Here is a 25,774-nt window from a genome sequence, read left to right as displayed (position 1 = left end):
CCCGAAAGGGGATTTTTATTTAAACGCCCTTGCCAAAGTAGTTGGCAAGGAAATGTACCACACCCTGTTTAATGGACGTTAAGGCATAGCAGTACCGTTTGATGGGGTTGATTTTTTCAACTGTCTTTGAATTTTCTTAATGGCCGACTCAATGGATTTCTCTGGCTCAATAATATTGTATTCTCCCCAAAACTCCGGGTCGCTAAATCCTACCGCTTCATCATTCAGGATAATGGATTTCTTTAAACGGTCCCTAAATTTAGGGCTCTTTTCGTCTTTGTTTACCTCCCAGTCCGTCACTGCCATTTCTGCTGCCATGCTGTAGACGGAATTAAACAATTTGTTCTTCCAATTCACTTTAAACTCCATCAATACATTACTGTAACTATAATACCACTTGTTGTCACTATTTCTATAATCTACACGGTAGGCCACTTCAGTAGGCCAAACCTGTACATTGTTTGGTTTTTTTCTCACAAATAATTGTGCTGCCAAGTCCCTATCTGTAATGTTAAGCTCATAGACAGCGCTTGTTAAGGTCTTACTTTTTGCATCAATGTAAAGTTTACCTTGGTATAAAGGATTGATAATCTCATCTAGCTGGTTAAAGGCAATGACGTAAATAAGCCTATTGTTGATGTAGGTGGAATTGGAAAATGTGAAGTTATAGTTGTCCAAGGACTCTTCTGTAAAAATATATTCTGGATATTTCATAATGTCCACATAAAGTGCATTAAATGGCCCTCCTTGTAACTTTAAGGCAACGGTATCCAGTTTGGAGTAATCTGTACTTTTTCTTGCCTTATACAACTTTATGGCATCGTTTTTAAGCGTGCTGTAAGGAGCTTTATAAATATTGACAACAGCCTCTGATAATGATACGTTCCGTTTCCTTTTTTTAATCGTTTCCCTATAGAAAGCCGTCATTAGTGTGGGGTCACTCACATATTTTTGCCCTTTGGTCTCCAAAACTTCCTCTACCAATCTTCTTGGGTTTTGGGGAGCATCGATACTTACCTCGGACAGGGCTGTTATTGAAATGTTGAGTTGGATTTTATTTCCTTTTGGTTTCAAGTCCTTAAGGGGCATATTTTTGGTCTCATACCCCAGATAAGAAAATACGACCATAGCATCACTGATTTCTGCCGGTACCTTGAGTAGGAAATCACCTTCGGCATTGGTAATCGTACTAATATTGGTCCCTTTCACGGTAATGGAGGCAAGGGATAAGGCTTTTTTGGTGTCAGCATCGTTTAGCTGTCCCTCATAGCTTTTATACTCTTCTTGTCCCAGTGCAACCATACTCACAAATAGAACAAGGACAACAAGTGTTACGCGGTGTAATTGGATTGTTTTCATGGCAAACATATTTGTAATTTAAAATTACTACAAATAAGCATATATAAGTGTTAAAGCCTTGGCAAATAAACCCGGTGCTTGTTGGCTGTCCAGCCAGGCGCTTTAATAGTTTGCAAAGTTTCTAAGGTAAAATGTTCTATGGATGTAGACCTAATGGGTTTTTCTGTTTAAACAGCGAAAATAAAATCACGGTATCACCTATCCTTTTCTATTTGATTTCTTGGCAAAATCCCTAATTCAGGGATTTGTTAATTCACCATAAAAAGTGCATTGGCAAAAAAGAGCTTTCCATTTTCCCAAAACCCCCTAAACAATGGATTGTCTACCATATATACTATTTGGCCCCGTCCATGGTTTTCCGCACCAAATATCAATGTGTTGGCTATGGCCTTTTGCGCCAGGCCACCCGCAAATCCCGATACCGGGGCAGTATTGGTTTCCAAGTAAACGGCATTGCCACTATCCAAATATTCAAAACTGGAGTTTCCTAATTTTAACGAGTAGTAGTCCGTACCATATCCATACGCCAGCGGATGGGTATGGTCTACCTTAGCCTTAAAAATAGCCCCTGTTATGGCATTTTTCATGGCCTCTCGTTGCCCATTTTTATGAACTCTTAGTTTTGAAGCGGTGCTGTCTTTTTCCTTTTTCTTTGTTTTTATCTTAAAACCGTGTTCTCCAGCTATCCCCTTAATGGCATTGCCCATAGCAATTAATTTTCCACCATTGGCCACCCATTTTTTTAGGTTTTTTAATCTGGTTTCATTGAAATGGTTTCCATATCGGCCATCGGGTAGTATTAAAATGTCATAGGAAGCTAAGTTGATGCGATCAAAATAACCAGAGTCCAAGACGGTAATGGGGAAATTGATTTGTTGTTCAAAGAAGTGCCAAATTTCCCCGAATCTAAGTGTAGAGGTAGGTTCGCCTGATAATACCGCAATTTTAGGAGATTTGATCATTTGTACATAGCGAGAGCCAAAATCCTTGCCGCTATCCACAAATCCTGAGCTTACCTCTGTCAGCTCTTTTTGGAACCTGTCTTTGGCTTGGTTTAATACAGCATCAAGGTCCTTTACTTGTGGGTTATCTGCGGCGGTAATGATGAGACTTCCAGGTTTAAAGGATTTGCCAGCTATCGTAAATGGGGCATAGGAAGTTCTTACCCTTACTTTTTGCTGTAATAAATGGCTTAGGAATTTTACATCCTCCAAGCTATTCCAATCGGTCACAAAACCATAAAAATCCTTTTTAAGGTTTTTGGTAGTTTTTTCTTTTTGTAAAGATGGCACTACGGGCACATTTGCCGAGGTGGCCACAGCATTTAAACCATAGGCATAGGGTAAGGACCATGCCGTAATGTCATAGGTAAGGGAATCGCTTAATTTTGCGTTTGGCTCAAAAAGCACTTTGACCATGGTCCCTTTCTTCTGTTGGGTGGAGACTACCATAGTATTGTTATCTGCCGTCAACGTACCATTCTGTCCAGAACTGTACATAAGGCCTTTAACAGTGGTTTTTTCTGGAACAAAGCCGTATGATATTTCATGTTGTGATAGTAGTTTCCCAAGTGATTTTAGATGGTCTGGGTTCCCTTTTAGTACATAATTTTTATAGTTAAAATCTTTACGCTCATAAAACTTTTTGAATTCCTCATTTAATGTTATTGCATTTTTAGAGGCTACCTCCACCGTGGAAATTCCTGTAGTGTAGTGGTGGGAAATACGGTCCTTTAAGGTAAGTGTATCACCATTGGCCGTTATAATGCCAAGGCCGGCGCGCCCGCTACCACCTTGCTCGTAGGTCATGCCAATGGCTCCGTTATAGGTGGGGTAGGTGTCACCGTAACTGGGGTAAAACAGGTCGAATACCTCTTTCGTAAAATAAAACCAACCATTTTTATCAAAGTATTTTGCATGATTTTTACCAATGGTTTTCTGGAAATCCCGCTGAAATGGAGTAATTACCTCATGATATGGTTCCGCCGCTGGGGCAAAAAAATAAGGGTTGTTAACTCCTTGCTCGTGAAAATCTGCGTGGATATGGGGCAACCATTTGTTGTACACCTTTAATCTTTGTTGGCTCTCTACCTGAGTAAGCCAGGCCCAGTCCCTGTTTAAGTCAAACATATAGTGATTGCTCCTACCGGACCACCAACCCTCATGGTGTTCCTTGCTATTGGGGTCTACTTGGTGTGGGCTATTCTTGTATTGGTTGTACCAATTACTGTATCGGTCACGGCCATCAGGGTTAATACAGGGGTCTATAATGACCACGGTGTTTTCCAAAAATTCCGCTTTTTTGGTCAAGAGGTCATAAATGGTAAGCATGGAAGCTTCTGTACTCACGCTTTCATTGCCGTGTACATTATAGCTCAACCAAACAATAGCTTTGCCCGCCGGTTCACCGCCCTCGGTAGCCTTTACATGTGCCTTTCTAATTTGCTCCAGGTTTTGTATGTTTTCCCTAGCGCTTATAAAAGCTAGTAGTAATGGCCTTCTTTCATTGGTTTGCCCATATTCCAGAAGTTGGACGCGTTCCGGGTCTTGCGCTGCCAAATGCCGATAATAGTCCACCACTTCATGATGTCTGGTAAATTCCGTTCCCAGTTCATAACCCAAAAATTCATCTGGGGAAGAAATGTTTTGGGCTTGGGAAAAAGTAAACGATAAAAATACAATCAGTAGAAATCGGTTCATGGATGCTATGGTTTTGGTCAACGTATTGGTTTAATTCTATGTATGTTCGGCTTAATTCAGGTGGCATCTTATCGTTTCATTCCATCATAATACGCAGCGCACCTTTGGTCTGCCATCAGCTTATCAAAGCTAATGATAAATTTTATGTTCTTTAGTAGGCTCATGGATGGAAAGTTATGGCTGTCTTAACATCGGTTTTCTTGCCATAAACACCTCCTTTTTTTAAGTCCCTAGGGAGGTTAAACCAATTAGCTTTTCTAGATTAACGGTATTTTAGCTAATGGATGTTGGAAGAGTGTTATATTTAGAATCTTTTTAAAACCTATGCACAAAGCGTACATTCCCTACAGGGCAACAGGGTACTTTTCCAAACTGATTTGTGACTATTTGGAGGAAAAACCGTCCCTTGCCAATTTTTACAATCGTTTTCCCTCCTTGGACAACTTTAAAGGTCAAATAGAGGAAAAAAGAGCTAACTATAACCAAGCGAGCCGTTCTGTATTGGTTGATGCCTTACAACTGCAATATGCGGGGGTCCAGCTAAGCAAACAAACAAGCCTTAACCTGGACCTTCTGCGAACTCCAGATTCTTTTACCATTACTACGGGACACCAATTAAATCTCTTTACCGGGCCACTTTACTTTTTGTACAAAATCATTGACACCATCAAGTTAACAAAGGAGTTAAAGGAACGGTATCCAGAGCAGCATTTTATTCCCGTGTATTGGATGGCTTCCGAGGATCATGACTTTGAGGAAATCAACTACTTTAATTTTCAAGGTAAAAAAGTGCAATGGAACCAAGTTAAAAAGGGAGCAGTAGGAAGGCTGCCCACAGAAGGCCTAGATCACGTTTTTAAGGTATTTTCAGAAGCTTTGGGGAATACGGATGCAGCCAACGAGATTAAACGGTTGTTTAGAACAGCTTATGTCCAGCACAAAACATTGACCGCGGCATCCAGATGGTTGGTCAACGAACTCTTTGGAAACCAAGGCTTGGTCATCATAGATGGTGATGATTCACGTTTAAAGCAATTACTTATCCCCTATATCCAGAAGGATATTTTTGAGCATACGCCTTACAAATATGTAACGGAAACTATAAGGTCGCTTACAGCACTTTCCGACGATTATAAGATACAGGTAAACCCTAGGGAAATCAACTATTTTTATTTGAGGGACGGATTAAGGGAGCGTATTGTAGAAAAAAATGGGACGTATATGGTAAAGGATACAGACCTAAAGTTCTCCAGGCAAGAGCTAGAGAAAGAACTAAGGCAATTTCCTGAGCGTTTTTCGCCCAATGTAATTGCAAGACCTTTGTATCAGGAGGTAATACTACCCAATCTCTGTTATATAGGAGGTGGCGGGGAACTTGCCTATTGGTTGGAATTAAAACAGTATTTTAACCATTTAAGGGTATCTTTCCCTATGTTACTTTTGCGTAGTTCCCTATTGTTGGTAGATGAAAAACAAGCTAAAAAAGTAGCAAAATTAGGTCTGACAATCCCAGACCTGTTTTTAAAGCAATCTTCCTTAATCAATAAAAAGATACGGGAAGTTTCCAATATTGATATCGATTTTTCTGAACAAAAAAAGCATTTGGAACAACAGTTTGAAGCCTTATATGAGCTAGCAAAACAGACGGACGTTACCTTTTTAAATGCCGTAAAAGCACAGGAAGTAAAACAAAAAAACGGACTTGATGTTTTAGAAAAACGATTGTTAAAGGCCCAAAAACAAAAATTAAAAGATCATGTAGTACGGTTAACTGAGCTACAGAACCAGCTGTTCCCCAATCATTCGCTGCAAGAAAGGCAGCTCAATTTTTCGGAGATATATGTGCGGCTGGGCCAAAATCCAATCGTAGAACTTAGCAAACATATAGCTCCTCTGGCAAACCAGTTTCTTGTTTTAAGGATTTAAAAAGGTTCCGTTCCAGTCATCACCATTTTTGTTAAATAGCATACGTACGTGGTTAGGGCGTTGTAAACGCAAGTACTCTATTTCCAACGGAATAAGTTCCACCATGCAAAAATGGTGATCATCCTCCAAATACTCCACATTTTCAGGGTTTTCAATTTCAATTCCAGGAGGCAATACCGTGGTATAATCTTTTTTGGCCTTGGGAGAAACGTTGTTCCAATGTTGCCTGATTTCCATTGGATTATCCAATACCTTGGCTTTTGCCCTTATTTGAATTTGTAATAGCTTTTTGGGATGGTAAAAGAGGGCGGTGACATGCGCATTGTTTTGAATTTGTTGGATTTTTGAAGATCTTTTATCGGTATAAAAAAGCAGATTTAAATCCGGGTAGGTTTTCCTAAGTACCACCGTCCTTAGCGACGGTTTGTCTTGGTTTAGGGTTCCCAAGGTGAAATACCGGAAAGGATGCCCTTTTTTTACACTACCGTTAACTAGTTCACTTTTAATTTGTTGTAGGATTAATTCTTTCAATTTCAATTTTTTTATAAAAATAGTTGAAATCTAGGTAGGGTATTTTGGTTTACGGTTGTTTTATATACAAATTGCTCTGAAAAGGGTAAAAACTTTTTATACAATGGATTATTAAATTCATGTGTTTAGGTTGGTTTTGATTTTATTTTAAAAGCCCCGGAGTGGTTCCCGGGGCTTTTGTTTTTTTGGTTCACTCTGCAAGTGGTATCCGTTTTTCAAAATACCGATATCCTGCAAATAGACCTGTACCACCATTACCATTTATATTGTTGGGTTCAATGGCCAGCTCAATAAATGGATTAAACTCATTTAAATCGTTTAAGTAGCGGTTTCGTAGGAGCTGATAAAGGGATTCTTCCGCATTAATCACTTGCAGTACCAATTCTTGTTCCACTAGAAAGACACTATCATTTTCAACATCAAAGTCAAAAACTGGAAAAAAATTACTTGATGCGGAGAGGGGTGTTCCATCCCCAAGGACATCGGTTTGGTAGGCCTCTAAGTCAAAAAATAGTTCCCTTCTTGGGTCAAATTCATCATCTATGTTAAGAAAGGCTCCTAGGTAGTAAAAGTTATCGCCATTGAGAATATCGTTAAAACCAAAGTTAAGGGTATACTCCCTACCACCAAATTCATTATCCATTATATTGATTTCTTCCTGAATAGCTTCCACATTACCCATTGGAATGGTACAAGAAGCCGTATACACCCTGCCGTCAATCAACACCTCAAGCTCATAGGTCTCACCAGGAAGAATAGGGAACTCGTTGGCGCTTTGGCTGTACTTAAGGTTGTTCTCTTGAAAGGGCAGAAAAACCGAGTTTCCAGAACTGTCAAAAACTCGCACATCAGCATCACGAATCAAGAATTGCATGATATTATCATCGGGTACATTTAGGTCAAATTCAAGACCTAGGGCAGGTAAGGTTCTGGAAATATTTACGGTTAAGCTATCATTCTCTGGGGAAATGAAACTACTGATGTATACTTTTTCTTCAATCTCTATAATGTCAGTTTCCACAACGTCGATACAGCCTGTAAGCAATACAAATCCAGATAGAAGGTAAAACAATCGTCTTAACATAATCAATTGAATTTAAAGGTATAGTTTATGGAAGGGACAAAAACCAAGAATGCAACTCGGTTTAATTCTTGTCTGTTGATGTCCGGACTTTCATCATTATCCAAATCTATGTTGTTGCTTTCCGTAAAATAAAAGAAAGGGTTTCTTCTTGCATAGGCGTTGTATATAGAAATGCCCCAAGTTCTCTGGCCCCACTTCTTCTGCTTATGAAACTGAACACCCAAATCAAATCTATGGGTGGCTTCTCCCCTAAAATTATTTCTTTGATTACTAAAATCGGTATTAAAGTCAAACAAAAAATCGTTAAAAAAATCATTGATGGGCAAGTTGGTCTGTGTGGGCAAGCGAGAGACGGTAGGCAATGTAAAATTTATTCCGGAAGAGTATACCCAATTAGCGGAGAGGGTAACCTTTTTTGAAGGTTTATAAATACCTACTAAAGAAATATCGTGTCTTCTATCATACCTGGCATTAAAACGCTTTCCTAAATTTAGCTCATCAAATTGGCGTTGTGACCAAGATAAGGTATAGCCCAACCAGCCCGTAAAAGGGCCTTGCTTTTTTCTAAGAAGGAGTTCTGCCCCATAAGACCAGCCACGACCGGCGGTAATATTATCTTCCCAAGCTACTTCTTTGGCACTCTCCAAATCATCAAAAACCAAAAAAGAAGCCCCTTCCCTGTATTCAATGATGTCATCCATTGTTTTATAATATCCCTCTAGACTAAGGGAATACTGATTGTCCGTAAAGTCTTTTGCGATGCCAAAGGCGAATTGATTTGCCCTTTGTGGTTTTACGTTATCCGTGGCTGAAACCCAGAGGTCTGTGGGCAATCCAATACCGGAACTGGAAAGTAGATGCACATACTGGTTCATATTGGCATAGGAGGCTTTAATGGCCAAATCTGGATGTACGTTCCAAGAAAGCCCAAGCCTTGGCTCAGGATTTAGGTAGGTGGTTCGGTTTTGCTTAAAATAACTTAACCGAAACCCTGCCGAAACCCTGAACTTTTCTGTGACCCTCCAGTCATCTTCAATATAGGCGGCCCCCTCAAAAGAGTTAAGTTCTTGGGTAGTGTCTTGGTTGTCAATAAAGGGGTCTTCTATCAACAAACGCTGGGGGTTAAAGTTGTGAAGCGTGCCAAGTAAACCAAAGCGTATGCTATGGTTTGGATTGGGGTAATAATTAAAATCTGTCTTTACGCTGTAATCATTGATGCCAGAGCTGGACTTAAAAATACTAATATCATCATCAAACCGATCGTCCAAAGAGACCCTGAAATTGTAATTGCTAAAAATAAGCGAGCTGTTGGCAAAAAACTTGTTATTGAACTTGTGGTTCCATCTTAGGGTAGAGGTGATGTTTCCCCATCCAACCTTTGCATCAAAGGTGTCCCCATCTGAAAATTCCTCATTGCTATAAAATTTGTCCTGGCCGTAATAGGTACTCCAATACAATCTGTTCTTATCATTAAATATATGGTGCACTTTTACGTTGAGGTCAGCAAAAAAATATCCTGCATTCACGTCGTCAGGGAGAAATGGCTGTGCTAAAATATCGGCATAGGTTCGTCTTCCACTCAGCACAAACGATGTTTTTCCTTGGTTTATGGGCCCCTCCAATATAAAGGAGGAAGAAATTAACCCAATATTGGCCTTACCGGTAATTTTTTCTTTGTTGCCATCTTTCATGTCTATTTTTATTACTGAAGATAACCTGCCGCCAAAACGTGCTGGGAAGCCACCTTTGAAGGCTTCAACGGATTTGATGGCATCACCATTGAACACAGAGAAAAATCCAAATAAATGGTTGCTGTTGTACACCACGGCATCGTCCAAAATAATCAAGTTTTGGTCTGGAGTACCACCACGCACAAAAAAGCCGGCACTACCTTCTGTCCCCCCGCTAATGCCAGGTAAAAGCTGAAGGGTCTTTAAGACATCCTTTTCACCCAATAATGCCGGGACGTTCTCCACAATTTCTGGGTCCATTTTCATGGTACTCATTTGTGTGATTTTACTTTCTTGCTGCCTACTGCCCGAGGTTACGGTCACTTCATCCAATTGTTCCGTTGTAGGTTCCAAGACAATATCCTGCGAGATATCCCCGCTAAGTTCTACCATTAACTTTTGCGTTTTATAGCCAATGTAGGAGATGATCAGGGTGTGCCTGCCCGCAGGAAGGGTGAGGGAATAAAAACCATAGTCGTTGCTCACCGTACCCAATTTAAGTTCTTGAACGTATACGGATACGCCCAATAACAACTCTGCGCTTCCATTTTCTGTGACGTAACCGCTAATGGTAAACTCTTGGGATCTTAAATAAGGGGTTGGGGGTGGTAAGTCCATTGCATGACCATAGACAGGGTTAAAAAAAGAAACGATGACCACCAATAGCTGTAAGTGGTAAAGTAAATTACTAAGGGATGGTTTAAAGGATAAAGTCAAAAAAAAAGATTAATGATAGATTGAATTTACGCACAATTATTAATTCCACCTCATGCGTTGGTCTTAAACTTAGGTAGGCAGCTAAATTAACTTCCTCTTCTTATATGGTACCTTTTTACTTTACGGAGAAACCTGAACACTTTTTTTGAAATCATGAACTAGGATAAGAAAAGGTATATACTTGTTTGGGTTTTCCTTTAAAAGTAAGGAGTGATTTCTGATTATGATTCCGTATTATGGAGATTCTTATTCTCGCGGTTGAGTTATGTGAAGCCAAGGTGATTAAATGGAATATTGCTGCGTTACCGTTCCGTTAGTTAGGTGTAGGGGTTGAAGTACCCTTAAAATCAAAAATTCCGTACAGATTGTTGGCAGTTTGCTATTGGGTAAAAACTAATTTCTGTTTTAGAATAGTGGAGGGCAAAAAAACAAAAAGCCCCTGATTTTTTCAGGGGCTTTTCTCTTGCAACTAATTCAAACTAAACTTAATTAATTACCCATGGTCCATCAAATGTTCTAACGGGCGTACTTTGATACTCCATAATTTCATTCCCTTCTTCATTGGCCAAAAGCCATCTTCCGGTACTATCGGAAAACTCAATAAAAGCTGCAGCCCCAACCCTTTCAAATAATGTTCCTCTTTGATTTGGGCGGTTACTATACCAGGTTTCTGAGTCCAGTGGATTTTGCCAAGCACCTGTTGCAGTGGTGTATAAAGCATACTCATCTCCTGGTTTTCCAAAAAAAGCGAGAGTTCCCACGCCCACTCTTACTCCGGCTTCAAACCCGTTATTAACAAAAGGAAAATTACCACTATCACCAAATTCGCTAATTACTGAAAACGGATCTTCTTTAGTATCCAAGAAGGTACCTATGGGTTCGGTTGGTGCTTCACCGTTTGTGCCTAACCCACTGTCAGTTTTGTCATAACTGAATCGCAAGGCATTCAATCCTGTTTCGTCAAAAAAGTAAATTCTACTATCGGATAATTGCGTTGCTGCTCCAATTTTGTCGAACGGAACTACGCCAAGAGGTGAATTCTCTTCTTTGATTCCAAAAATACCCTTAATACTGGCTGTTGCCCCGTTGTACCAAGCGTATTTGTCACCCATTTTATTGAAAATTAGAACATTGCTTCTTGAAACCTGAACCATGGCACCTATGCCACCTCCATCTTCGTCATCAGAGAATAAATCCAAAAGCGGCTGATATGTTTGGGGTGGAAGTACGCCTTTAAGTTCACAGGTCTTCACGGTATACCTTGTAGCTAAATTTGTACTCACTACTTGACTCGGATTTTCCAGACTGTTCACAACATAGGATAATGGCAATCCGCCTGCAATATCACTTGATTCCGCCAAGCGTTCTACGATATCTTGTAAGTTATCAACAGCATCTTCACCACCAAAGGTGGCGCCAACAGCGTTTAGGGTACCTTGCGAGTCTCCCCCATAGGCGATGACCTTTACATTAAGATTGTTATATTCACGTAACGACTCTATATCCACGCTTGCACTGGCTTTTCCAGCTACAGCATTGTAAGAACCTTTTAGGGCCGCTTCCATATCTTGTGCCGAAGCCGTAGACTCATAAAGCATGTAGAAAATTCTTCCGTAAGTTACTGATGATATAAAAGTTCCAGCATTATCAGGTTGTATAAAGGTTGCAAGTTGTTCCGGTGTTACACTTGGATCAAAAACTTCATCCAAGCTTGTTGGTTTTACATAGCTCATCGTGTAATACTGTTGTGTCAATTTTACCAAAACACTACTGACTTCTGAACTGGTATCCAAAGAAAAGTCACCACTTACCTTTGTAGTCAGGGTAGATACTTTTAACCCCATTTCCAATGCCAGTTCTTCCCTAGAGTTTATGGCAACTACATCTAGTGTAAAATTCGCAGGGGTAATATCTCCGTTTTGGGCAATGACGTCATTCATAGCTTGCTGAACAGTTCCTTGATCAACGACATCAACCTCTACGGTAGCTTGGGGATTTCCGGTTACAAGATTATAGGTTATTTTCCCGCCTGCTCTTTTAACCGTAATATCTTGGGGTGTTGCATTATCCAAAGTCTTACCTTGTAAAAGATTTCCTGGCCAAATTACCGAGGCATTCGTATTGTATAGCGGGAAGGTTTGTGTGCCGCCTGTAATATCTACTTCTTTCTCGGTACATATCCAACGTTGCTCAATAATATCACCGTCTGCACTTTCCTTACGTTCATAATCCTCATTTTGGGTGGTCTCTGTTCCTGGAATTTCTGTTTCTGTGGTATTCGAAGGAAAATTTTCGAAATCATTGCCACTGGCCACCACGGCCGCTAGAGCATTGGTGCCGCTAAAGTCGTTTGGGCAGCCGCTATTGCTTTCTGGACCTGCTTCAGTAGGGCAATCATCGTTTGCGTCAATGATACCATCCTTATCAGTATCAATCATTTCAGGCGGGTTGGGTGTTTCATCCGTACTACAACTTATATAAGTGATGCATAGAATACTTAAAAAAATCCCTAAGACTAGGTTGATGCGTTTAAAACTTGTTTTCATTGTATTTGTTTTGTGGGTTGAACTTGGTTGCTTTGTGTGTTCCTGCCCGGGTTTGGTCTGCAGCCCTAAGCCGAACAAGACACCACAAAACGTTTTTGTCAACTTAATGACAACACAAACATAAAGTGCTGGTTTAGAGGAAGTAAAAAAGTGGGGTGGACAATGGGTGGACACCTTAAAAATAAAAGCGGGACAATGGGTGGACAGGCTTTGAAACCCTTTGTATTAAAGACTTAGTACTAAATCTTGTAAAGAGTCCTCCGTGGTAATATCTAATTTTTTACGAAGGCGATAACGTGCTTTTTTGATGCCCTCGGGTGAAATATTAAGGATATTGGCAATTTCTTTTGACGATAAATTCATTTTTAAAAGTGCCAATAACCGCAGTTCATTTGAGGTGACCTGAGGGTATTTTGCCTTTACATTACCGTTGAAATCTTTGTGAACTTCTTCAAAATAGCGAGCAAAGTTTTCCCAATTGTTATCGTTTTGTAAATCAAAATTAATGGTCTTTATCAACTGTTGGTATCCTTTTTTTGATTCCTCTTTTTCTTTGAATTCTTCGGCTTTTTGTTTGAGGCTTTCCAAGACCTCGTTCTTTTTGGCCAAATGAAGGGCATGGGTGGTGAGTTCTTTCTTTTTGAAAGCTAGCTCTGCATCTAACTTTTCTTTTTCAAGTCGATTTCTTCTAATCTTTTGCCGGAAGCCATAATAACCAAAACCTAAAAGAAGCAACAAAAATCCAATACTACCTCCTAATAACAATTTTTGAAGGTAACTCACTTTGGCTTTTTCTTCCAATAAGTCAATTGCTTGTTCTTGTTTGGCAATTTGTTGCTCTTTTTTTTCTGTTTCGTAAATGGTGCGTAATTCTTCTATTTGTTTATTTTTTTTTACGGTAAAGATGCTATCTTCCAAGAATTTAAATCTTTCATAATCTTCTAAGGCGTTTTGATATTCTTTTTTTTGTTTCCAGGCTTTTGAACGGATTTCAAAGGCAGCAGCCAGTAAGGTAGGCGCCTCAACGGAATCTGATAGTCTAACGGCCCTATTCATGTATGAAATAGCTCTATCTGGATTTCCAATTTCATTGTAAGCTTCGCTTATATTGTTAAGCGTTCGTAATAAGGCTAAAGGTCTGTCATTATCTTCATTTAATTTAACTGCAGATTTGAGATGCCTTATTCCTTCATCAACCTTACCGAGTTTGATATAGGTTCTTCCCAAATTCCTTAAGGCCATTCCTTCAATTACCGGTGATTTAATGATTTTAGCTTTTTCGAGACCATTTAAAAGATAGTTTTTCGCATCTTCATACGCTTCCAGATTATAATAATCTTGACCTATACCTACTGTTAAAAGCGCCTCGTAAAAGGAATCTCCTTGTGCTTTATAAATTGAGAGTGCTTCTAAGGAATATTCTTTGGACTTTTCAAAATTTTCAAATCCGCTTTCTAGTGAGGATAAAACGTAAAGGGCATCGGCTTTGTCAAGTGGTTGGTCTTTTTTTTTATAAATTTCCAATGCTTTCAATACATATTGATATGCTAATTGAAAGTTGCCCTTATGTTCATAAATACCACCCTTAAAGTTGTATTCTTTGGCTAAACCCACGGAATCTTCCATCGAGATTCGCCTTTTGATATTTTCGTTTATCATTTCAAGGGCCCGATCTGCATTTCCTTCTGCCAATTCAAGAATGGCCAAAGCATTGTTAGCGATAACTTCTCCTCTTGGATAGTCACTGGTCAAAAAAATACGTTTTGCTTTTTCAAAATAATACCTTGCTGAGTCTTTTTGACCAACATTTTTATAATAGCCTCCAATGTTGTAATTGGCAAAAGCAACTCGTTTGACATAGTTTAATTTAGTGGAAAGCTGCAATTGTTCCAAAGCATATTTTTTGGCCAATTCAATATCGCTGTATAAAACAGAAAGGTGTAGTTTTCCTAAAAGCGATGCTTTGGCCGTATCATTCGGAATGGTATGGTAAATTTTTAAAAGACTATCATGTTCTTTGGAGTATTTGATGTTTTGACCATTAGAGATTGCAATATGGAAAAGAGATAATCCCAAAACTGGGAGAAGGAATTGCTTCATGTGGTGTTGGTTTTTTCCCGAAAGTTAAGGATTAAAACCAATATTTTGTAAGTCAAAGATTTAGGTAGGAAAATGCACCAAGTTAGTATCTTGAAGTTTTTTTGGTAGGGCTGAGAGGTTTCTTAAAACAAATCTGCGAAATGCGACTTTACTGCGAACAGGGTTGCTTCTTTCATGGTATTAAACCGAATATCGGCATGGCCGACCCTTTCTGCGGGACCGATACCCACCGAGTAAAAACCACCGGCCTTGGCGGCATCAACACCGGCTTCTGCATCTTCATAGACCACACATTCTTGGGGTTTAAGACCTAATTTTTTGGCCCCAAATAGGAAAATGTCCGGTGCAGGCTTACTTTTTGATACACTGTTCCCATCACCTATGACATCAAAATATTTCATGGCATCCAATTGCCGCAACACTTTACTGGAGTTCTTACTGGCACTACCCAAGGCCACCTTAAAACCTTCTTTACGTAAATGGACCAAAAGTTCCTTTGCACCAGATAGGTAATCATTTGGGGTAAGGGTTTCCAAGCTTTCAACGTACAAATCATTTTTCATTGCCGCCAATTCCATTAGTTTTTCATGGGCAACATTGGCCTTGTTGTGGTTTTTGATGATTTGTAAAGAGTCCATCCTGGAAACACCCCTCAGCTCTTCATTTACTTCCCTATCAAATGCCCACTGCATTTTGTCCGCAAGTTTTTTCCAGGCTAAAAAATGAAGTTCTGCGGTATCGGTGATGACACCATCCAAGTCAAAAATAAATCCTTTAATCATGTATTGTAACGGTCTAAAAATTCTATTTGTTGGTCGTCAAAGATATTATTTCATTTGGTTACCACCTAGGAAACGGAAAAGCTGTAGCGGGTTTACCTCAAAATTGTTGTTATTAAGTAAAACACTTAAAAATTATTGTCTGTGCTATACTTTTTGAACGCCGCCAAATTACTATTTTTGGCCATGCAAAATAAAGTCCTAATTCTAGACTTTGGGTCCCAATATACACAGTTGATCGCTAGGCGTGTGCGGGAACTCAATATTTATTCGGAGATAAAACCTTACAATAACTTACCGGAAGACCTCAGTGCGTTTCAGGCGGTTATCCTTTCAGGTTCCCCTTATTCCGTAAGGGCTGCGGATGCACCACATCCCAACTTGGCAGACATTAAGGGAAAAAAGCCACTATTGGCCATTTGCTACGGGGCACAGTATTTGGCCCATTTTAATGGGGGTAACGTGGCACCGTCCGCAACGAGGGAGTATGGCCGTGCCAATTTATCCATGGTACGGGACAATGAGCCGTTTTTAGCAAATGTGCATTTAAACAGCCAGGTGTGGATGAGCCATAGTGATACCATTAAGCAATTGCCGTCCAATGGGGTTCTCTTGGCAAGCACAACGGATGTGGAAAACGCTGCTTTTCGTTTGGAAGGTGAGGATACCTACGGAATACAATTTCATCCGGAGGTATACCATTCCACGGATGGAAGTCAATTACTGGAGAATTTTTTGGTCAATATTGCAGGACTAAAACAGGACTGGACGCCGGATGCTTTTATAGAGACCACCGTGGCGGAGCTTAAACAACAAATAGGAAAAGAGAAAGTCATCTTAGGGCTTTCCGGTGGTGTGGATTCCAGTGTTGCGGCCATGTTATTGCACAAGGCCATTGGGGAGCAGCTCCATTGTATTTTTGTGAACAATGGACTGCTCAGAAAAAATGAGTTTTCACAAGTGCTGGAACAGTATCAGGGAATGGGGCTTAACGTTAAGGGGGTAGATGCTTCGGCACGTTTTTTGGAAGCTTTGAAAGGGGAGTCCGATCCAGAGACCAAAAGAAAAATCATAGGCCGGGTATTTATAGAGGTTTTTGATGATGAATCCCACCAAGTGGAAAATGCTACTTGGTTGGCACAGGGGACCATTTATCCGGACAGGATCGAATCGGTTTCCGCCAGCGGTGGGCCATCTGCGGTGATAAAAAGCCATCACAACGTAGGCGGGCTTCCAGATTATATGAAATTAAAAATTGTGGAACCATTACAATTGTTATTTAAGGATGAGGTGCGGCGCGTAGGGAAAAACTTGGATATGGCTCCCGAAATATTGGGCAGACATCCTTTTCCCGGACCGGGCCTGGGTATCCGAATCCTTGGTGATATCACCGCTGAAAAAGTGAGAATATTGCAAGAGGTTGACGCTATTTTTATTGAGGGCCTTAAAAAAAATGGACTTTATGATAAGGTTTGGCAGGCCGGAGCCATGCTTTTGCCCGTAAATAGTGTAGGGGTTATGGGAGATGAGCGTACGTATGAAAAATGTGTTGCCCTAAGAGCTGTGGAAAGTACTGATGGGATGACGGCAGATTGGGTAAATTTACCCTATGAATTTTTGCAGAAGGTATCCAACGATATCATTAATAAAGTAAAGGGAGTAAATAGGGTAGTCTACGACATCAGCTCTAAACCCCCTGCAACCATAGAATGGGAATAATGAAAAAGTGTACTAACGCTGCTGTTTTGGTGGTGATTTTCTTACTGAGCTCTTTTTTGGCTCTGAGCCAAACGGAATATAAGACGCATCAAGTTAAGGAAGGGGAAACCTTAACAAGCATAGCCAAACTATACCAAGTAACCCCTTACGCAATCTTGCAGCAAAATACCGAAATAAAAAATTCTGACGCTATTAAGCCCAACACTATTTTGGTGATACCCGTTGGAGGTTTGGTTCAAGCTCCTGTAAACGCCAATAAGGACCTTAATCCAAAGGGTCAAAAAGAGTCTGTCATTACCGAACCCATAGGATTTAAAAAGCACAAGGTAAAAAGGAGGGAAACCAAATACGGGATTTGTAAAAAGTACAATATTACGGAAGAGCAATTAAAGCGATACAATAAAGAACTATACGCCAAGGAATTGGATAAAGGCATGGTCTTGCAAATTCCACAGTATCCAAAAATTGAATTGCCAGACGAGCGGGAATTGGACATGGAAACCTACATTGTACAACCTAAGGAGACCAGATGGAGTATAGCGCACAAATATGGAATTACTGTAGACAGTTTAACCAGTCTTAATCCATCGCTATCCAAGGGAAATAGTTATTTGGCCGCTGGTCAAGAGCTATTCTTGCCACGGCCAAAGGGCGATAGTTTAAGGGAACAGACGGTTGTAATTTATGAATCTTTTACCGTTCCCAAAGCTATGGGTCTCTTTAGGATTAGTCAGAATTACGGCATATCGGTGGATTCCGTAATGAACTTGAATCCAGAAATAAAAGAGATTGGGGGGTTAAAAGAGGGGATGGTACTGCGTTTGCCAAAACAAAATGCGGCGTCCAAGACCGTGAACACGGATAATTATATTTTTTACGAAGTTAAGCCCAAGCAGAATATTTTTAGGTTAACCCAGAATCTGAACATTAGCAGGGATTCCCTTTTTGCCTTGAATCCCGCATTGGAGAATGGGCTTAAGGCCGGCATGGTCCTAAAGTTGCCCAAGGTTAAAGAGTCTAATTTGGAGGTAAAGAACGCTTTGGTTCTTGATAAGATTAATTTGTTGGACAGCATTAATGTGGAAAACAAACCAAATTTGCTCTTTTTGTTGCCTTTTCGTATTCCAGACATTCAATTTACAAATCCTCAAAAAGCGATAGCGCAGGTAGAGAAGCTGGGGGGGGTTAGTTATGCTGCCGGTATTTATACAGGGGCCATGGTGGCCTTGGATTCTATAAAGAAGCTAGGTGTTTCTGTTGATGTTGCCGTGTTGGATACCCGGCGTAACCTTACGCATCTGCAAAATACACTAAACAACGTTGAGCTGCAAAAAATAGACGCCATTATAGGGCCCATAGACCCTAATCTACTGGATGAAGTAGCTGTTAGGGCGGCTAAATTCAATATCCCCGTTGTTGCGCCCATAGCGGCGCGGGGCAAAGTAAGTCATGAAAATGTGTTTTACACGAGACCGGACCAGGCCGTCCTAAGGGATAAATTGTTAACGTATTTAAAGGGAAAACATACCACTGAGAATATTGTGGTGATTGCTGATTGGAAACACAAGGAGGAAAAGGACTCTATTTTGGCCATGTTCCCTACGGCACGTCCCGCCAAAATGGCCAAAGACGGCTCGTTGCATTTAATTGATTTTCAAGCAATGTTATCCGAAAGGGAGGAAAATTGGGTTTTTGTGGAAACAGACCAAGCCAATTTAATTTCCAGTGTCACCTCTATTTTAAATGCCTCAATTGGCAACATTGAAGAAGGGGATAACATTAAGGTGAAAATGTTCACCACGGATTATAATCGTGCTTTTGAAGAGGAAGAAATTAACAAACCTCATTTGTCCAATCTAAACTTTACCTTCCCATCCTATTTTAAAGCTGCGGATAGCAACGGATTTGTGAGGGCCTACCAAAGAAAATATGGGCACGAGCCCGATAGGTTGGCAGTGCGCGGATTTGATTTAACGTTTGATATCCTTTTAAAACTAGCCTACCGGAAGAACTTGTTTAAAGCAGAAGAAACTGTAGGGGAAACCAATTACAACGGGAGTAGTTTCAATTATAAAAATGATAGGATTACCGGCTATTACAACAGGGCGACTTACCTATTGCAATATGAAGATTTAAGAATAAAGGAAATTAACTAGTATGACGTCGACGGTTGTTTACACGGGTAATTTAAGAACTAGTAATACGCATTTGGCCTCCGGTGCAGCGTTTATAACCGATGCTCCAGTGGATAACCAAGGATTGGGCCAAGCATTTTCCCCTACGGATACCATTGCAGCTGGGTTGGCCAGCTGTATGTTGACCATTATGGGAATCAAGGCCAAAGATTTAGAGGTAGATTTAAAAGGTGCAAAGGCAAATGTTACCAAGCATATGGCCGCAGAACCCAGACGTATTTCCAAAATAGACATACAATTTTACATGCCTAAGGACATTGCTGCAAAACACCAAATTGTCCTAGAGCGCGCCGCAAAATCATGCCCCGTGCATTATAGCCTACATCCCGATATCGAAAAAGTAATTGTGTTTCATTGGTAAGAACCCTTATTTTAAGTGGATTTTTAATTCTTGCCAGTGCTGTTGTTTTTTCACAGGGCATGGAAGATTATTTATTGTGGCATCCGGAACAAAGACTTTCTTGGTCACAATTTAAAGGGAAAGTGCCCGTGGCCTCCGTACCTGCCGCTACAACGGCAAGCGGGATTAGTTATTCGTACAGCGCCAATTTATTGCACCATGAGGTGCAGCTGGATTTTGAGGTAAACGCTTATTTTTACCCTAACGCTTCTTGGTACAAACCAGAAGTATGTGATAGCCTTATTCTTAGCCATGAACAATTGCATTTTGACATAACTGAGCTCTACGCCCGTAAAATGCGAATTGAGTTGCGGAAAACCACTTTCACGGAAAATGTTAAAAGCGAAGTAAAAAAAATATATAAACGAATTTTAAAAGAGCTTTCTGACGTTCAGGACCAATATGATTGGGAAACAAATTTTTCAAGAAATCCCAAAGCGCAAATGCAATGGAACCAAAGAATTAAAGCCGCCTTGGAGCGCACGGCCAATGTTGTAAATTAAACGTCACAACGGAGAAAGGCATCTTTTAAGGCTTCAATTTTATCATCCCAGGTCGCAATAAATTCTTGGGCAATATGCCCCTTAAATCCCGTTTCATGGATGGCTTTTATGATAGCCGGGTAATAGAGTTCTTGGCTCTCATCAATTTCATGTCTTCCGGGAACACCGGCAGTGTGGTAGTGTCCAAAATAAGGATGGTAGTTCTGTATGCTCCTTATGATATCCCCTTCCTGGATTTGCATATGGTAGATGTCAAAAAGCAGTTTAAAGTTCTCACTTCCTAGATGTTTGCATAATTCAACCCCCCAAATAGAACTATCACACATATAGTCTGGATGGTTTACCTGGTTAAAGAGTTCCATTTGTAGTACAACCCCGTGCTTTTCTGCCAAGGGAATGATTTGCCTTAGGCCATCAACACAGTTTTGAAGCCCAACATAATCGTTCATACCATTGCGGTTGCCACTAAAACAAATGAGGTTGGTAAAGCCGGCCTCTGCCACCTTGGGGATGATATCCGTGTAGTTTTTGATCAGGGTTTCATGGTATTTAGGGTTGTTCCAGCCTTCGGTCAGGCTAATTTCTGCGCCATTGCACATAGAACACTCAATATCGTACTTCTTTAGGAGTGGCCAATCCTTAGGACCAATTAAATCAATGGCCTTAATACCCAGTTGATTCAGTATTTTTAAAAAGTCCTCCAACGGATACTCATTAAAACACCACTGGCAAACGCTATGGTTGATGTTGTGCTTTAGTTTAAATTCTTTGGGTTTGGAGCTGTTGCCCATCACTGGGTTGGTGATCACACCGGCTCCGGCAACTGTTGCGGTAGTAATGAAATTTCTTCTTTTCATAATAAAGGTTTCCATGGGAAAGATAGTATTTTAGGGGCTCAAATGGAAATACACCCAGATAAGCGGAAGTTGTTAGAGTTGGCACACTACAAAATGCCCTTTGGAAAATACAAAGGTTCGTACTTGGTAAATTTGCCCATTGCCTATTTGGTTTGGTTTAAACAAAAAGGATTTCCGGCCGGTAAGTTGGGAAGGTATTTGGAAACCACGCTAGATATCAAATCAAACGGGTTGGAGCCGTTAATCTGGAAACTTCAAAAAGAATTTCCGATAGATTGACCCAAAGGTGCTGTTAAATTTTTAACTTTACGCCCCGTAACAGTAGAACAAACCATGTCACAAACTAAGTACATTTTTGTTACGGGAGGCGTAACATCTTCGCTAGGTAAGGGTATCATCGCAGCTTCTTTGGCAAAGCTTTTACAGGCTAGGGGATACAAGACTACCATCCAAAAATTAGATCCGTATATCAATGTAGACCCAGGTACGCTAAATCCCTATGAACATGGTGAGTGTTATGTGACCGATGACGGTGCGGAAACCGATTTGGATTTGGGCCATTACGAGCGTTTTTTAAATGTGCCCACCTCACAAGATAACAATGTGACCACCGGACGTATCTATCAGAGTGTTATTGAAAAAGAGCGTAAGGGGGAGTTTTTGGGAAAAACCGTTCAAGTAGTGCCCCATATTACCAATGAAATCAAAGAACGCATACAGCTTTTGGGCAATAGCGGCGATTATGATATCGTAATTACGGAAATTGGCGGTACGGTAGGTGATATAGAATCACTCCCGTACATAGAATCGGTCCGTCAGTTGTTATGGGAACTGGGTGATGGTAATGGTATCGTTATTCATTTAACCTTAGTGCCCTTTCTTGCCGCAGCAGGTGAATTAAAGACCAAGCCCACGCAACATTCCGTTAAAACCTTAATGGAAAGTGGAATTAAGGCAGATATCTTGGTGTGCAGAACTGAGCATCATATTTCCGATGATATCAAAGATAAACTGGCCTTGTTCTGTAATGTAAGAAAAGAAGCCGTTATACAGTCTATTGATGCTTCAACGATTTATGATGTTCCTTTGCTCATGCAGCAAGAGGGCCTGGATACGGTTACCTTACGGAAGTTACAATTGCCGGATACCAACAAAACCGATTTATCCAACTGGAAAGAGTTCCTGAGTAGGCATAAGAACCCAAAGGGTGAGGTAACGGTTGGCTTGATAGGTAAATACGTGGAATTACAAGATTCTTATAAATCCATTTTAGAGTCGTTTATACATGCGGGAGCGGCCAATGAGGTAAAGGTTACCGTAAAATCCATTCATTCAGAACATATCAACCAAACTAATGTGGAAGATGCCCTTAAGGGACTTAACGGTATTTTGGTTGCCCCCGGTTTTGGAGAGCGTGGAATAGAAGGTAAAATTATTGCGGTACGCTATGCCAGGGAACATCTTATCCCGTTTTTGGGCATTTGTTTGGGAATGCAAATGGCCGTCATTGAGTACGCCAGAAATGTCCTTGGTTTACAAGATGCCGGCTCCACTGAAATGGATGAGCAAACGCCGTACCCTGTCATCAGTCTAATGGAGGAACAAAAATCCGTGACGAATAAGGGTGGTACCATGCGTCTTGGCGCTTGGGACTGTGAGTTGGAAGATGGTAGTTTAGTGCAAAAAGTATACGGGGGCGCTGCGCAAATTTCTGAGCGCCATAGGCATCGTTTTGAATTTAATAATGAATTTAAAGAGGCACTGGAGCAAGCTGGACTAATGGCTACTGGCCATAACGCGGCGACCGGTTTGGTGGAAATTGTGGAATTACCCGCCCATCCTTGGTTCATAGGCGTACAATACCATCCAGAATATAAAAGCACGGTTGCCAATCCACACCCTTTGTTTGTAGGGTTTATCAAAGCGGCCTTAATCCATAAACAAGAACAAACTAGTGCCAGTTTGGCATAAACTCCACTTTTGGAGATATATTTGCCCATCATAGTGGTATTCAAAAGACTTTAAACAGTATTCATGGAAGAGAAGAAGCTGGATATTAATTCCATCATAGGTTTCGTATTGATTTTTGGTATCCTGTTGGGATGGATGTATCTAAAACAACCCACACCCGAGGAACTGGAGGCAGAAAAGGCGGCACAGGAACAGGTCTCCAATGACAATGCCACAGATGTGGAGAAGCAACCTACAACTACGCCACAAGCGCCCGTCCAGGCCACTCCGCTAAATACCGGGGACTCCACCGCGGTGGCATCCTATAAAAATGCCGTGGGTGCTTTTGGTTTTACCCAAGTATCCAATGGAAATACCGTCTTGGAAAATGATGTTTTGTATTTGGAAATAGCCAATAAGGGCGGGCAGATCATTACGGCAAAGACAAAACCTTTTGTAAACCATGATTCCATACCCATTTATTTGGTCAAGGACGGTAATGCGTCTTTTGGTTTAAGCTTTACCACCAGTGATAATAGGGCGCTCAATACCCAAGACCTTTACTTTGAGCCCAGCTTGAGTAGCAAAGGGGAAAATCAAGTTTTGTCCATGAAGGCCAAAACCGCTGCCAACCAGTTTTTGGAGTTTCGTTACGAGATGAGGCCAAAGGAGTATTTTTTGGATTTTACGGTGAGGTCCCAAGGACTAAATGGTGTAGTCAATGCCACAAAGCCGGTGACGCTCAATTGGCAATTAAAAGGCTTCCGAAACAGTAAAAGCGTCACTTATGAAAATAGGTATACGGAAACCATGTATAACTATGAAGGTGGTAAGGTAGATTATCTTTCCGCCGGCAGCGATGATGAAGAGGTGGAGGAAGACGTGAGGTGGATTTCCTACAAACAGCATTTCTTCACCGCTATTTTGGCGACCAAGAAAAACTTTAAAACGGCGACATTGTCATCTAAAAATCTAGTAGAGGATGATGACAAGGAAACGATTTTTACCAAAAACTTTTCTAGTGTTGTTCCACTGGAATTGGAAGGTGGCGAGTTAAGTGAGAACTTAAATTGGTATTACGGACCAACAGATGTTGCCGTGCTCAGCAAGTACGAAGAGTATGACCTTGAGGAGACCATTTATTTTGGTTGGGGCATATTTGGTTGGATCAACCGATACATTTTTACCCCATTTTATTCCTTTTTAAGTGGATTCTTACCTTATGGTATTGCCATTATCATAATGACCATTATTGTTAGATTGGCCTTATCCCCGGTGACGTATAAGTCTTATCTCTCCCAAGCCAAGATGAAGGTGCTTAAGCCAGAGATTACGGAAATTAATGAGCGTTTAAAAGATAACGCCATGAAGAAGCAGCAAGAAACCATGAAATTATATAATAAAGCAGGGGTAAGCCCAATGAGCGGTTGTATTCCCGCCCTGCTGCAATTACCTATATTTTACGCGCTGTTTATGTTCTTTCCCACCTCGTTCGCCCTGCGTCAGAAACCATTTTTATGGGCGGAGGATTTAAGTTCCTATGATACCATTTTCAACCTTCCGTTTAATATACCTTTTTACGGGGACCATGTGAGCCTATTTCCAATTCTGGCATCCATTGCCATCTTCTTTTACATGATGATGACCACGGGGCAAAGTATGCAAATGCAGCAACAGCCGGGTATGCCAAACATGAAGTTTATCATGTACCTATCGCCACTGATGATGCTGGTATTTTTTAATAACTACGCCAGTGGATTGAGTTTGTATTATTTTGTTTCCAATTTGATTACCATTTTTATCATGTTGGCTATCAAGAACTACATTCTGGATGAGGATAAAATCCATGCCCAAATCCAAGAGAATAAAAAGAAGCCAAAGAAAGAGAACAAGTTTCAGAGAAAGATGCGCGAAATGATGGAGCAGGCGGAAGAACAGAAGAAGCTGGGCAAACGTTAGCAGTCTCATATTAAACCTTTTGGTGATGTAGTGGTCTTATAACTATTGTTAAATATCAATAGTTATGAAAAACCTAAAGTTATTAATTGCATTGTTGTTGTTTGTCTTTGCATTGCCAACAGAAACCTTAGAGGCGCAAGTGGTGGAACGGCCTAGAGTGTCCACCGTAAAAAAAAGAAAGGTAAAACGCAAAATACGCAGAAAAACCAGAAGGGTTGCCCGCCGAACATTACGTCGCCTACCTGCCAACACCAAAGCCATTCTTTATCGTAATGTGTCTTACTATCCCGTTAGGGGCATGTTCTATGTTCCGCGTGGCCGTGTTTATGCACGAGCATTTCCTCCTAGGGGATTTAGGCTCCGTATGTTGCCAACGGCTGCTATAGCCCTTACCGTGCGAAATAGAAATTATCATTACGCACAAGGTGTTTTTTATCAACGGGTGGAAGATGGCTATGAAGTTACGGATGCGCCTGTAGGAGCAACTTTGCAGGAACTTCCTGAGGATGCCACTGAAATTAATTTTGATGGTATAAGTGCTTATGAACTTAATAATGCCGTTTATAAAGCCGTTGAGGACGGTTATGAAATTATTGATGTATTGGAAGAGGAGGAGTGAGCCGTTTTAAATAAAACAACCCCGCTGGGAGGCGGGGAAGTTTCAACCATTATAGGTATAGTTTGGAAAGATTCGGGACTCCAAAGATGCAACCAAATAGA

General features: G+C 40.7%; 18 protein-coding genes. 9 read left to right on the top strand and 9 right to left on the bottom strand.

Annotation, left to right across the window (positions count from 1 at the left end; genetic code table 11):
* Positions 1 to 78: 78 nt before the first annotated feature.
* Both I595_RS09185 and I595_RS09180 read right to left on the bottom strand, forming a co-directional pair.
* On the bottom strand, positions 79 to 1,359 hold the full coding sequence (locus I595_RS09185) for a carboxypeptidase-like regulatory domain-containing protein (protein WP_054559433.1): 1,281 nt from the start codon (positions 1,357 to 1,359) through the stop codon (positions 79 to 81).
* A 248-nt stretch (positions 1,360 to 1,607) separates the two neighbouring features.
* Complete coding sequence (locus I595_RS09180; RefSeq protein ID WP_054559145.1) at positions 1,608 to 4,058, bottom strand: M14 family metallopeptidase; 2,451 nt, start codon at positions 4,056 to 4,058, stop codon at positions 1,608 to 1,610.
* A gap of 324 nt (positions 4,059 to 4,382) precedes the next feature.
* On the opposite strand from I595_RS09180, the gene bshC reads away from it, so the two are divergent.
* Positions 4,383 to 5,984 (top strand): bacillithiol biosynthesis cysteine-adding enzyme BshC, encoded by a 1,602-nt coding sequence (gene bshC / locus I595_RS09175; RefSeq protein ID WP_054559144.1) that lies wholly within the window; start codon positions 4,383 to 4,385, stop codon positions 5,982 to 5,984.
* Here the strand turns inward: bshC and I595_RS09170 are convergent.
* From I595_RS09170 to pgmB, 6 genes are all read right to left on the bottom strand, one after another.
* Positions 5,973 to 6,515, bottom strand: coding sequence for a pyridoxamine 5'-phosphate oxidase family protein (locus I595_RS09170; protein WP_054559432.1), 543 nt, complete (start codon positions 6,513 to 6,515; stop codon positions 5,973 to 5,975). The genes bshC and I595_RS09170 overlap by 12 nt on opposite strands.
* A gap of 190 nt (positions 6,516 to 6,705) precedes the next feature.
* Complete coding sequence (locus I595_RS09165) at positions 6,706 to 7,599, bottom strand: DUF4249 family protein (RefSeq protein ID WP_054559143.1); 894 nt, start codon at positions 7,597 to 7,599, stop codon at positions 6,706 to 6,708.
* Positions 7,600 to 7,601: 2 nt separating this feature from the next.
* Entirely contained in the window at positions 7,602 to 10,046 is a 2,445-nt protein-coding gene (locus I595_RS09160; protein ID WP_245628258.1) for a TonB-dependent receptor, read from the bottom strand.
* A gap of 485 nt (positions 10,047 to 10,531) precedes the next feature.
* The gene (locus I595_RS09155) at positions 10,532 to 12,592 is read right to left on the bottom strand and encodes a thiol-activated cytolysin family protein (protein WP_157449713.1); all 2,061 of its coding nucleotides are present in this window, start codon (positions 12,590 to 12,592) and stop codon (positions 10,532 to 10,534) included.
* Between the two features lie 225 nt (positions 12,593 to 12,817).
* On the bottom strand, positions 12,818 to 14,692 hold the full coding sequence (locus I595_RS09150) for a tetratricopeptide repeat protein (RefSeq protein WP_054559140.1): 1,875 nt from the start codon (positions 14,690 to 14,692) through the stop codon (positions 12,818 to 12,820).
* Positions 14,693 to 14,814: 122 nt separating this feature from the next.
* Positions 14,815 to 15,474: a beta-phosphoglucomutase gene (gene pgmB / locus I595_RS09145; RefSeq protein WP_054559139.1), complete on the bottom strand. Its 660-nt coding sequence runs from the start codon at positions 15,472 to 15,474 to the stop codon at positions 14,815 to 14,817.
* A gap of 183 nt (positions 15,475 to 15,657) precedes the next feature.
* Between pgmB and guaA the strand changes: the two genes are divergently transcribed.
* Genes guaA through I595_RS09125 form a run of 4 tightly spaced genes read left to right on the top strand, consistent with a single transcriptional unit; the run spans position 15,658 to position 20,288 of the window.
* Positions 15,658 to 17,190 (top strand): glutamine-hydrolyzing GMP synthase, encoded by a 1,533-nt coding sequence (guaA, locus tag I595_RS09140; protein ID WP_054559431.1) that lies wholly within the window; start codon positions 15,658 to 15,660, stop codon positions 17,188 to 17,190.
* A complete protein-coding gene (locus I595_RS09135) occupies positions 17,190 to 19,346 on the top strand; it encodes a LysM peptidoglycan-binding domain-containing protein (RefSeq protein ID WP_157449712.1) in 2,157 nt (718 codons plus the stop codon). The genes guaA and I595_RS09135 overlap by 1 nt, the downstream gene beginning before the upstream one ends.
* A 1-nt stretch (position 19,347) precedes the next feature.
* Positions 19,348 to 19,746: an OsmC family protein gene (locus I595_RS09130; protein ID WP_054559137.1), complete on the top strand. Its 399-nt coding sequence runs from the start codon at positions 19,348 to 19,350 to the stop codon at positions 19,744 to 19,746.
* Positions 19,740 to 20,288, top strand: a complete 549-nt coding sequence (locus tag I595_RS09125) for a DUF922 domain-containing protein (protein WP_054559136.1) — start codon at positions 19,740 to 19,742, stop codon at positions 20,286 to 20,288. The genes I595_RS09130 and I595_RS09125 overlap by 7 nt, the downstream gene beginning before the upstream one ends.
* Here I595_RS09125 and I595_RS09120 read toward each other — a convergent pair.
* On the bottom strand, positions 20,285 to 21,145 hold the full coding sequence (locus I595_RS09120) for a hydroxypyruvate isomerase family protein (RefSeq protein ID WP_054559430.1): 861 nt from the start codon (positions 21,143 to 21,145) through the stop codon (positions 20,285 to 20,287). The two genes, I595_RS09125 and I595_RS09120, sit on opposite strands and share 4 nt — an antisense overlap.
* A 42-nt stretch (positions 21,146 to 21,187) precedes the next feature.
* Here I595_RS09120 and I595_RS09115 point away from each other — a divergent pair, with 42 nt between their 5' ends.
* The 4 genes from I595_RS09115 (at position 21,188) to I595_RS09100 (ending at position 25,673) form a co-directional block, all read left to right on the top strand.
* Complete coding sequence (locus tag I595_RS09115) at positions 21,188 to 21,424, top strand: DUF3820 family protein (RefSeq protein ID WP_054559135.1); 237 nt, start codon at positions 21,188 to 21,190, stop codon at positions 21,422 to 21,424.
* Between the two features lie 54 nt (positions 21,425 to 21,478).
* Positions 21,479 to 23,116, top strand: a complete 1,638-nt coding sequence (locus tag I595_RS09110; protein WP_054559134.1) for a CTP synthase — start codon at positions 21,479 to 21,481, stop codon at positions 23,114 to 23,116.
* Positions 23,117 to 23,179: 63 nt separating this feature from the next.
* Positions 23,180 to 25,054 (top strand): membrane protein insertase YidC, encoded by a 1,875-nt coding sequence (yidC, locus tag I595_RS09105; protein WP_054559133.1) that lies wholly within the window; start codon positions 23,180 to 23,182, stop codon positions 25,052 to 25,054.
* 64 nt (positions 25,055 to 25,118) lie between these two features.
* Positions 25,119 to 25,673, top strand: a complete 555-nt coding sequence (locus I595_RS09100) for a DUF6515 family protein (protein ID WP_054559132.1) — start codon at positions 25,119 to 25,121, stop codon at positions 25,671 to 25,673.
* Positions 25,674 to 25,774: the final 101 nt, after the last annotated feature.

This window comes from Croceitalea dokdonensis DOKDO 023 (genome assembly GCF_001306415.1).
Lineage (GTDB): Bacteria > Bacteroidota > Bacteroidia > Flavobacteriales > Flavobacteriaceae > Croceitalea > Croceitalea dokdonensis.
Note: the sequence above shows the minus strand (reverse complement) of the source record. Positions and strands in the feature narration are given on the sequence as shown.

Bases quoted from the DNA above. Each gene is read 5' to 3' on its own strand.
- I595_RS09185 (WP_054559433.1), bottom strand. From the start codon at position 1,359: ATGAAAACAATCCAATTACACCGCGTAACACTTGTTGTCCTTGTTCTA.
- I595_RS09180 (WP_054559145.1), bottom strand. From the start codon at position 4,058: ATGAACCGATTTCTACTGATTGTATTTTTATCGTTTACTTTTTCCCAA.
- bshC (WP_054559144.1), top strand. From the start codon at position 4,383: ATGCACAAAGCGTACATTCCCTACAGGGCAACAGGGTACTTTTCCAAA.
- I595_RS09165 (WP_054559143.1), bottom strand. From the start codon at position 7,599: ATGTTAAGACGATTGTTTTACCTTCTATCTGGATTTGTATTGCTTACA.
- I595_RS09155 (WP_157449713.1), bottom strand. From the start codon at position 12,592: ATGAAAACAAGTTTTAAACGCATCAACCTAGTCTTAGGGATTTTTTTA.
- I595_RS09150 (WP_054559140.1), bottom strand. From the start codon at position 14,692: ATGAAGCAATTCCTTCTCCCAGTTTTGGGATTATCTCTTTTCCATATT.
- pgmB (WP_054559139.1), bottom strand. From the start codon at position 15,474: ATGATTAAAGGATTTATTTTTGACTTGGATGGTGTCATCACCGATACC.
- guaA (WP_054559431.1), top strand. From the start codon at position 15,658: ATGCAAAATAAAGTCCTAATTCTAGACTTTGGGTCCCAATATACACAG.
- I595_RS09135 (WP_157449712.1), top strand. From the start codon at position 17,190: ATGAAAAAGTGTACTAACGCTGCTGTTTTGGTGGTGATTTTCTTACTG.
- I595_RS09130 (WP_054559137.1), top strand. From the start codon at position 19,348: ATGACGTCGACGGTTGTTTACACGGGTAATTTAAGAACTAGTAATACG.
- I595_RS09120 (WP_054559430.1), bottom strand. From the start codon at position 21,145: ATGAAAAGAAGAAATTTCATTACTACCGCAACAGTTGCCGGAGCCGGT.
- I595_RS09115 (WP_054559135.1), top strand. From the start codon at position 21,188: ATGGAAATACACCCAGATAAGCGGAAGTTGTTAGAGTTGGCACACTAC.
- I595_RS09110 (WP_054559134.1), top strand. From the start codon at position 21,479: ATGTCACAAACTAAGTACATTTTTGTTACGGGAGGCGTAACATCTTCG.
- yidC (WP_054559133.1), top strand. From the start codon at position 23,180: ATGGAAGAGAAGAAGCTGGATATTAATTCCATCATAGGTTTCGTATTG.
- I595_RS09100 (WP_054559132.1), top strand. From the start codon at position 25,119: ATGAAAAACCTAAAGTTATTAATTGCATTGTTGTTGTTTGTCTTTGCA.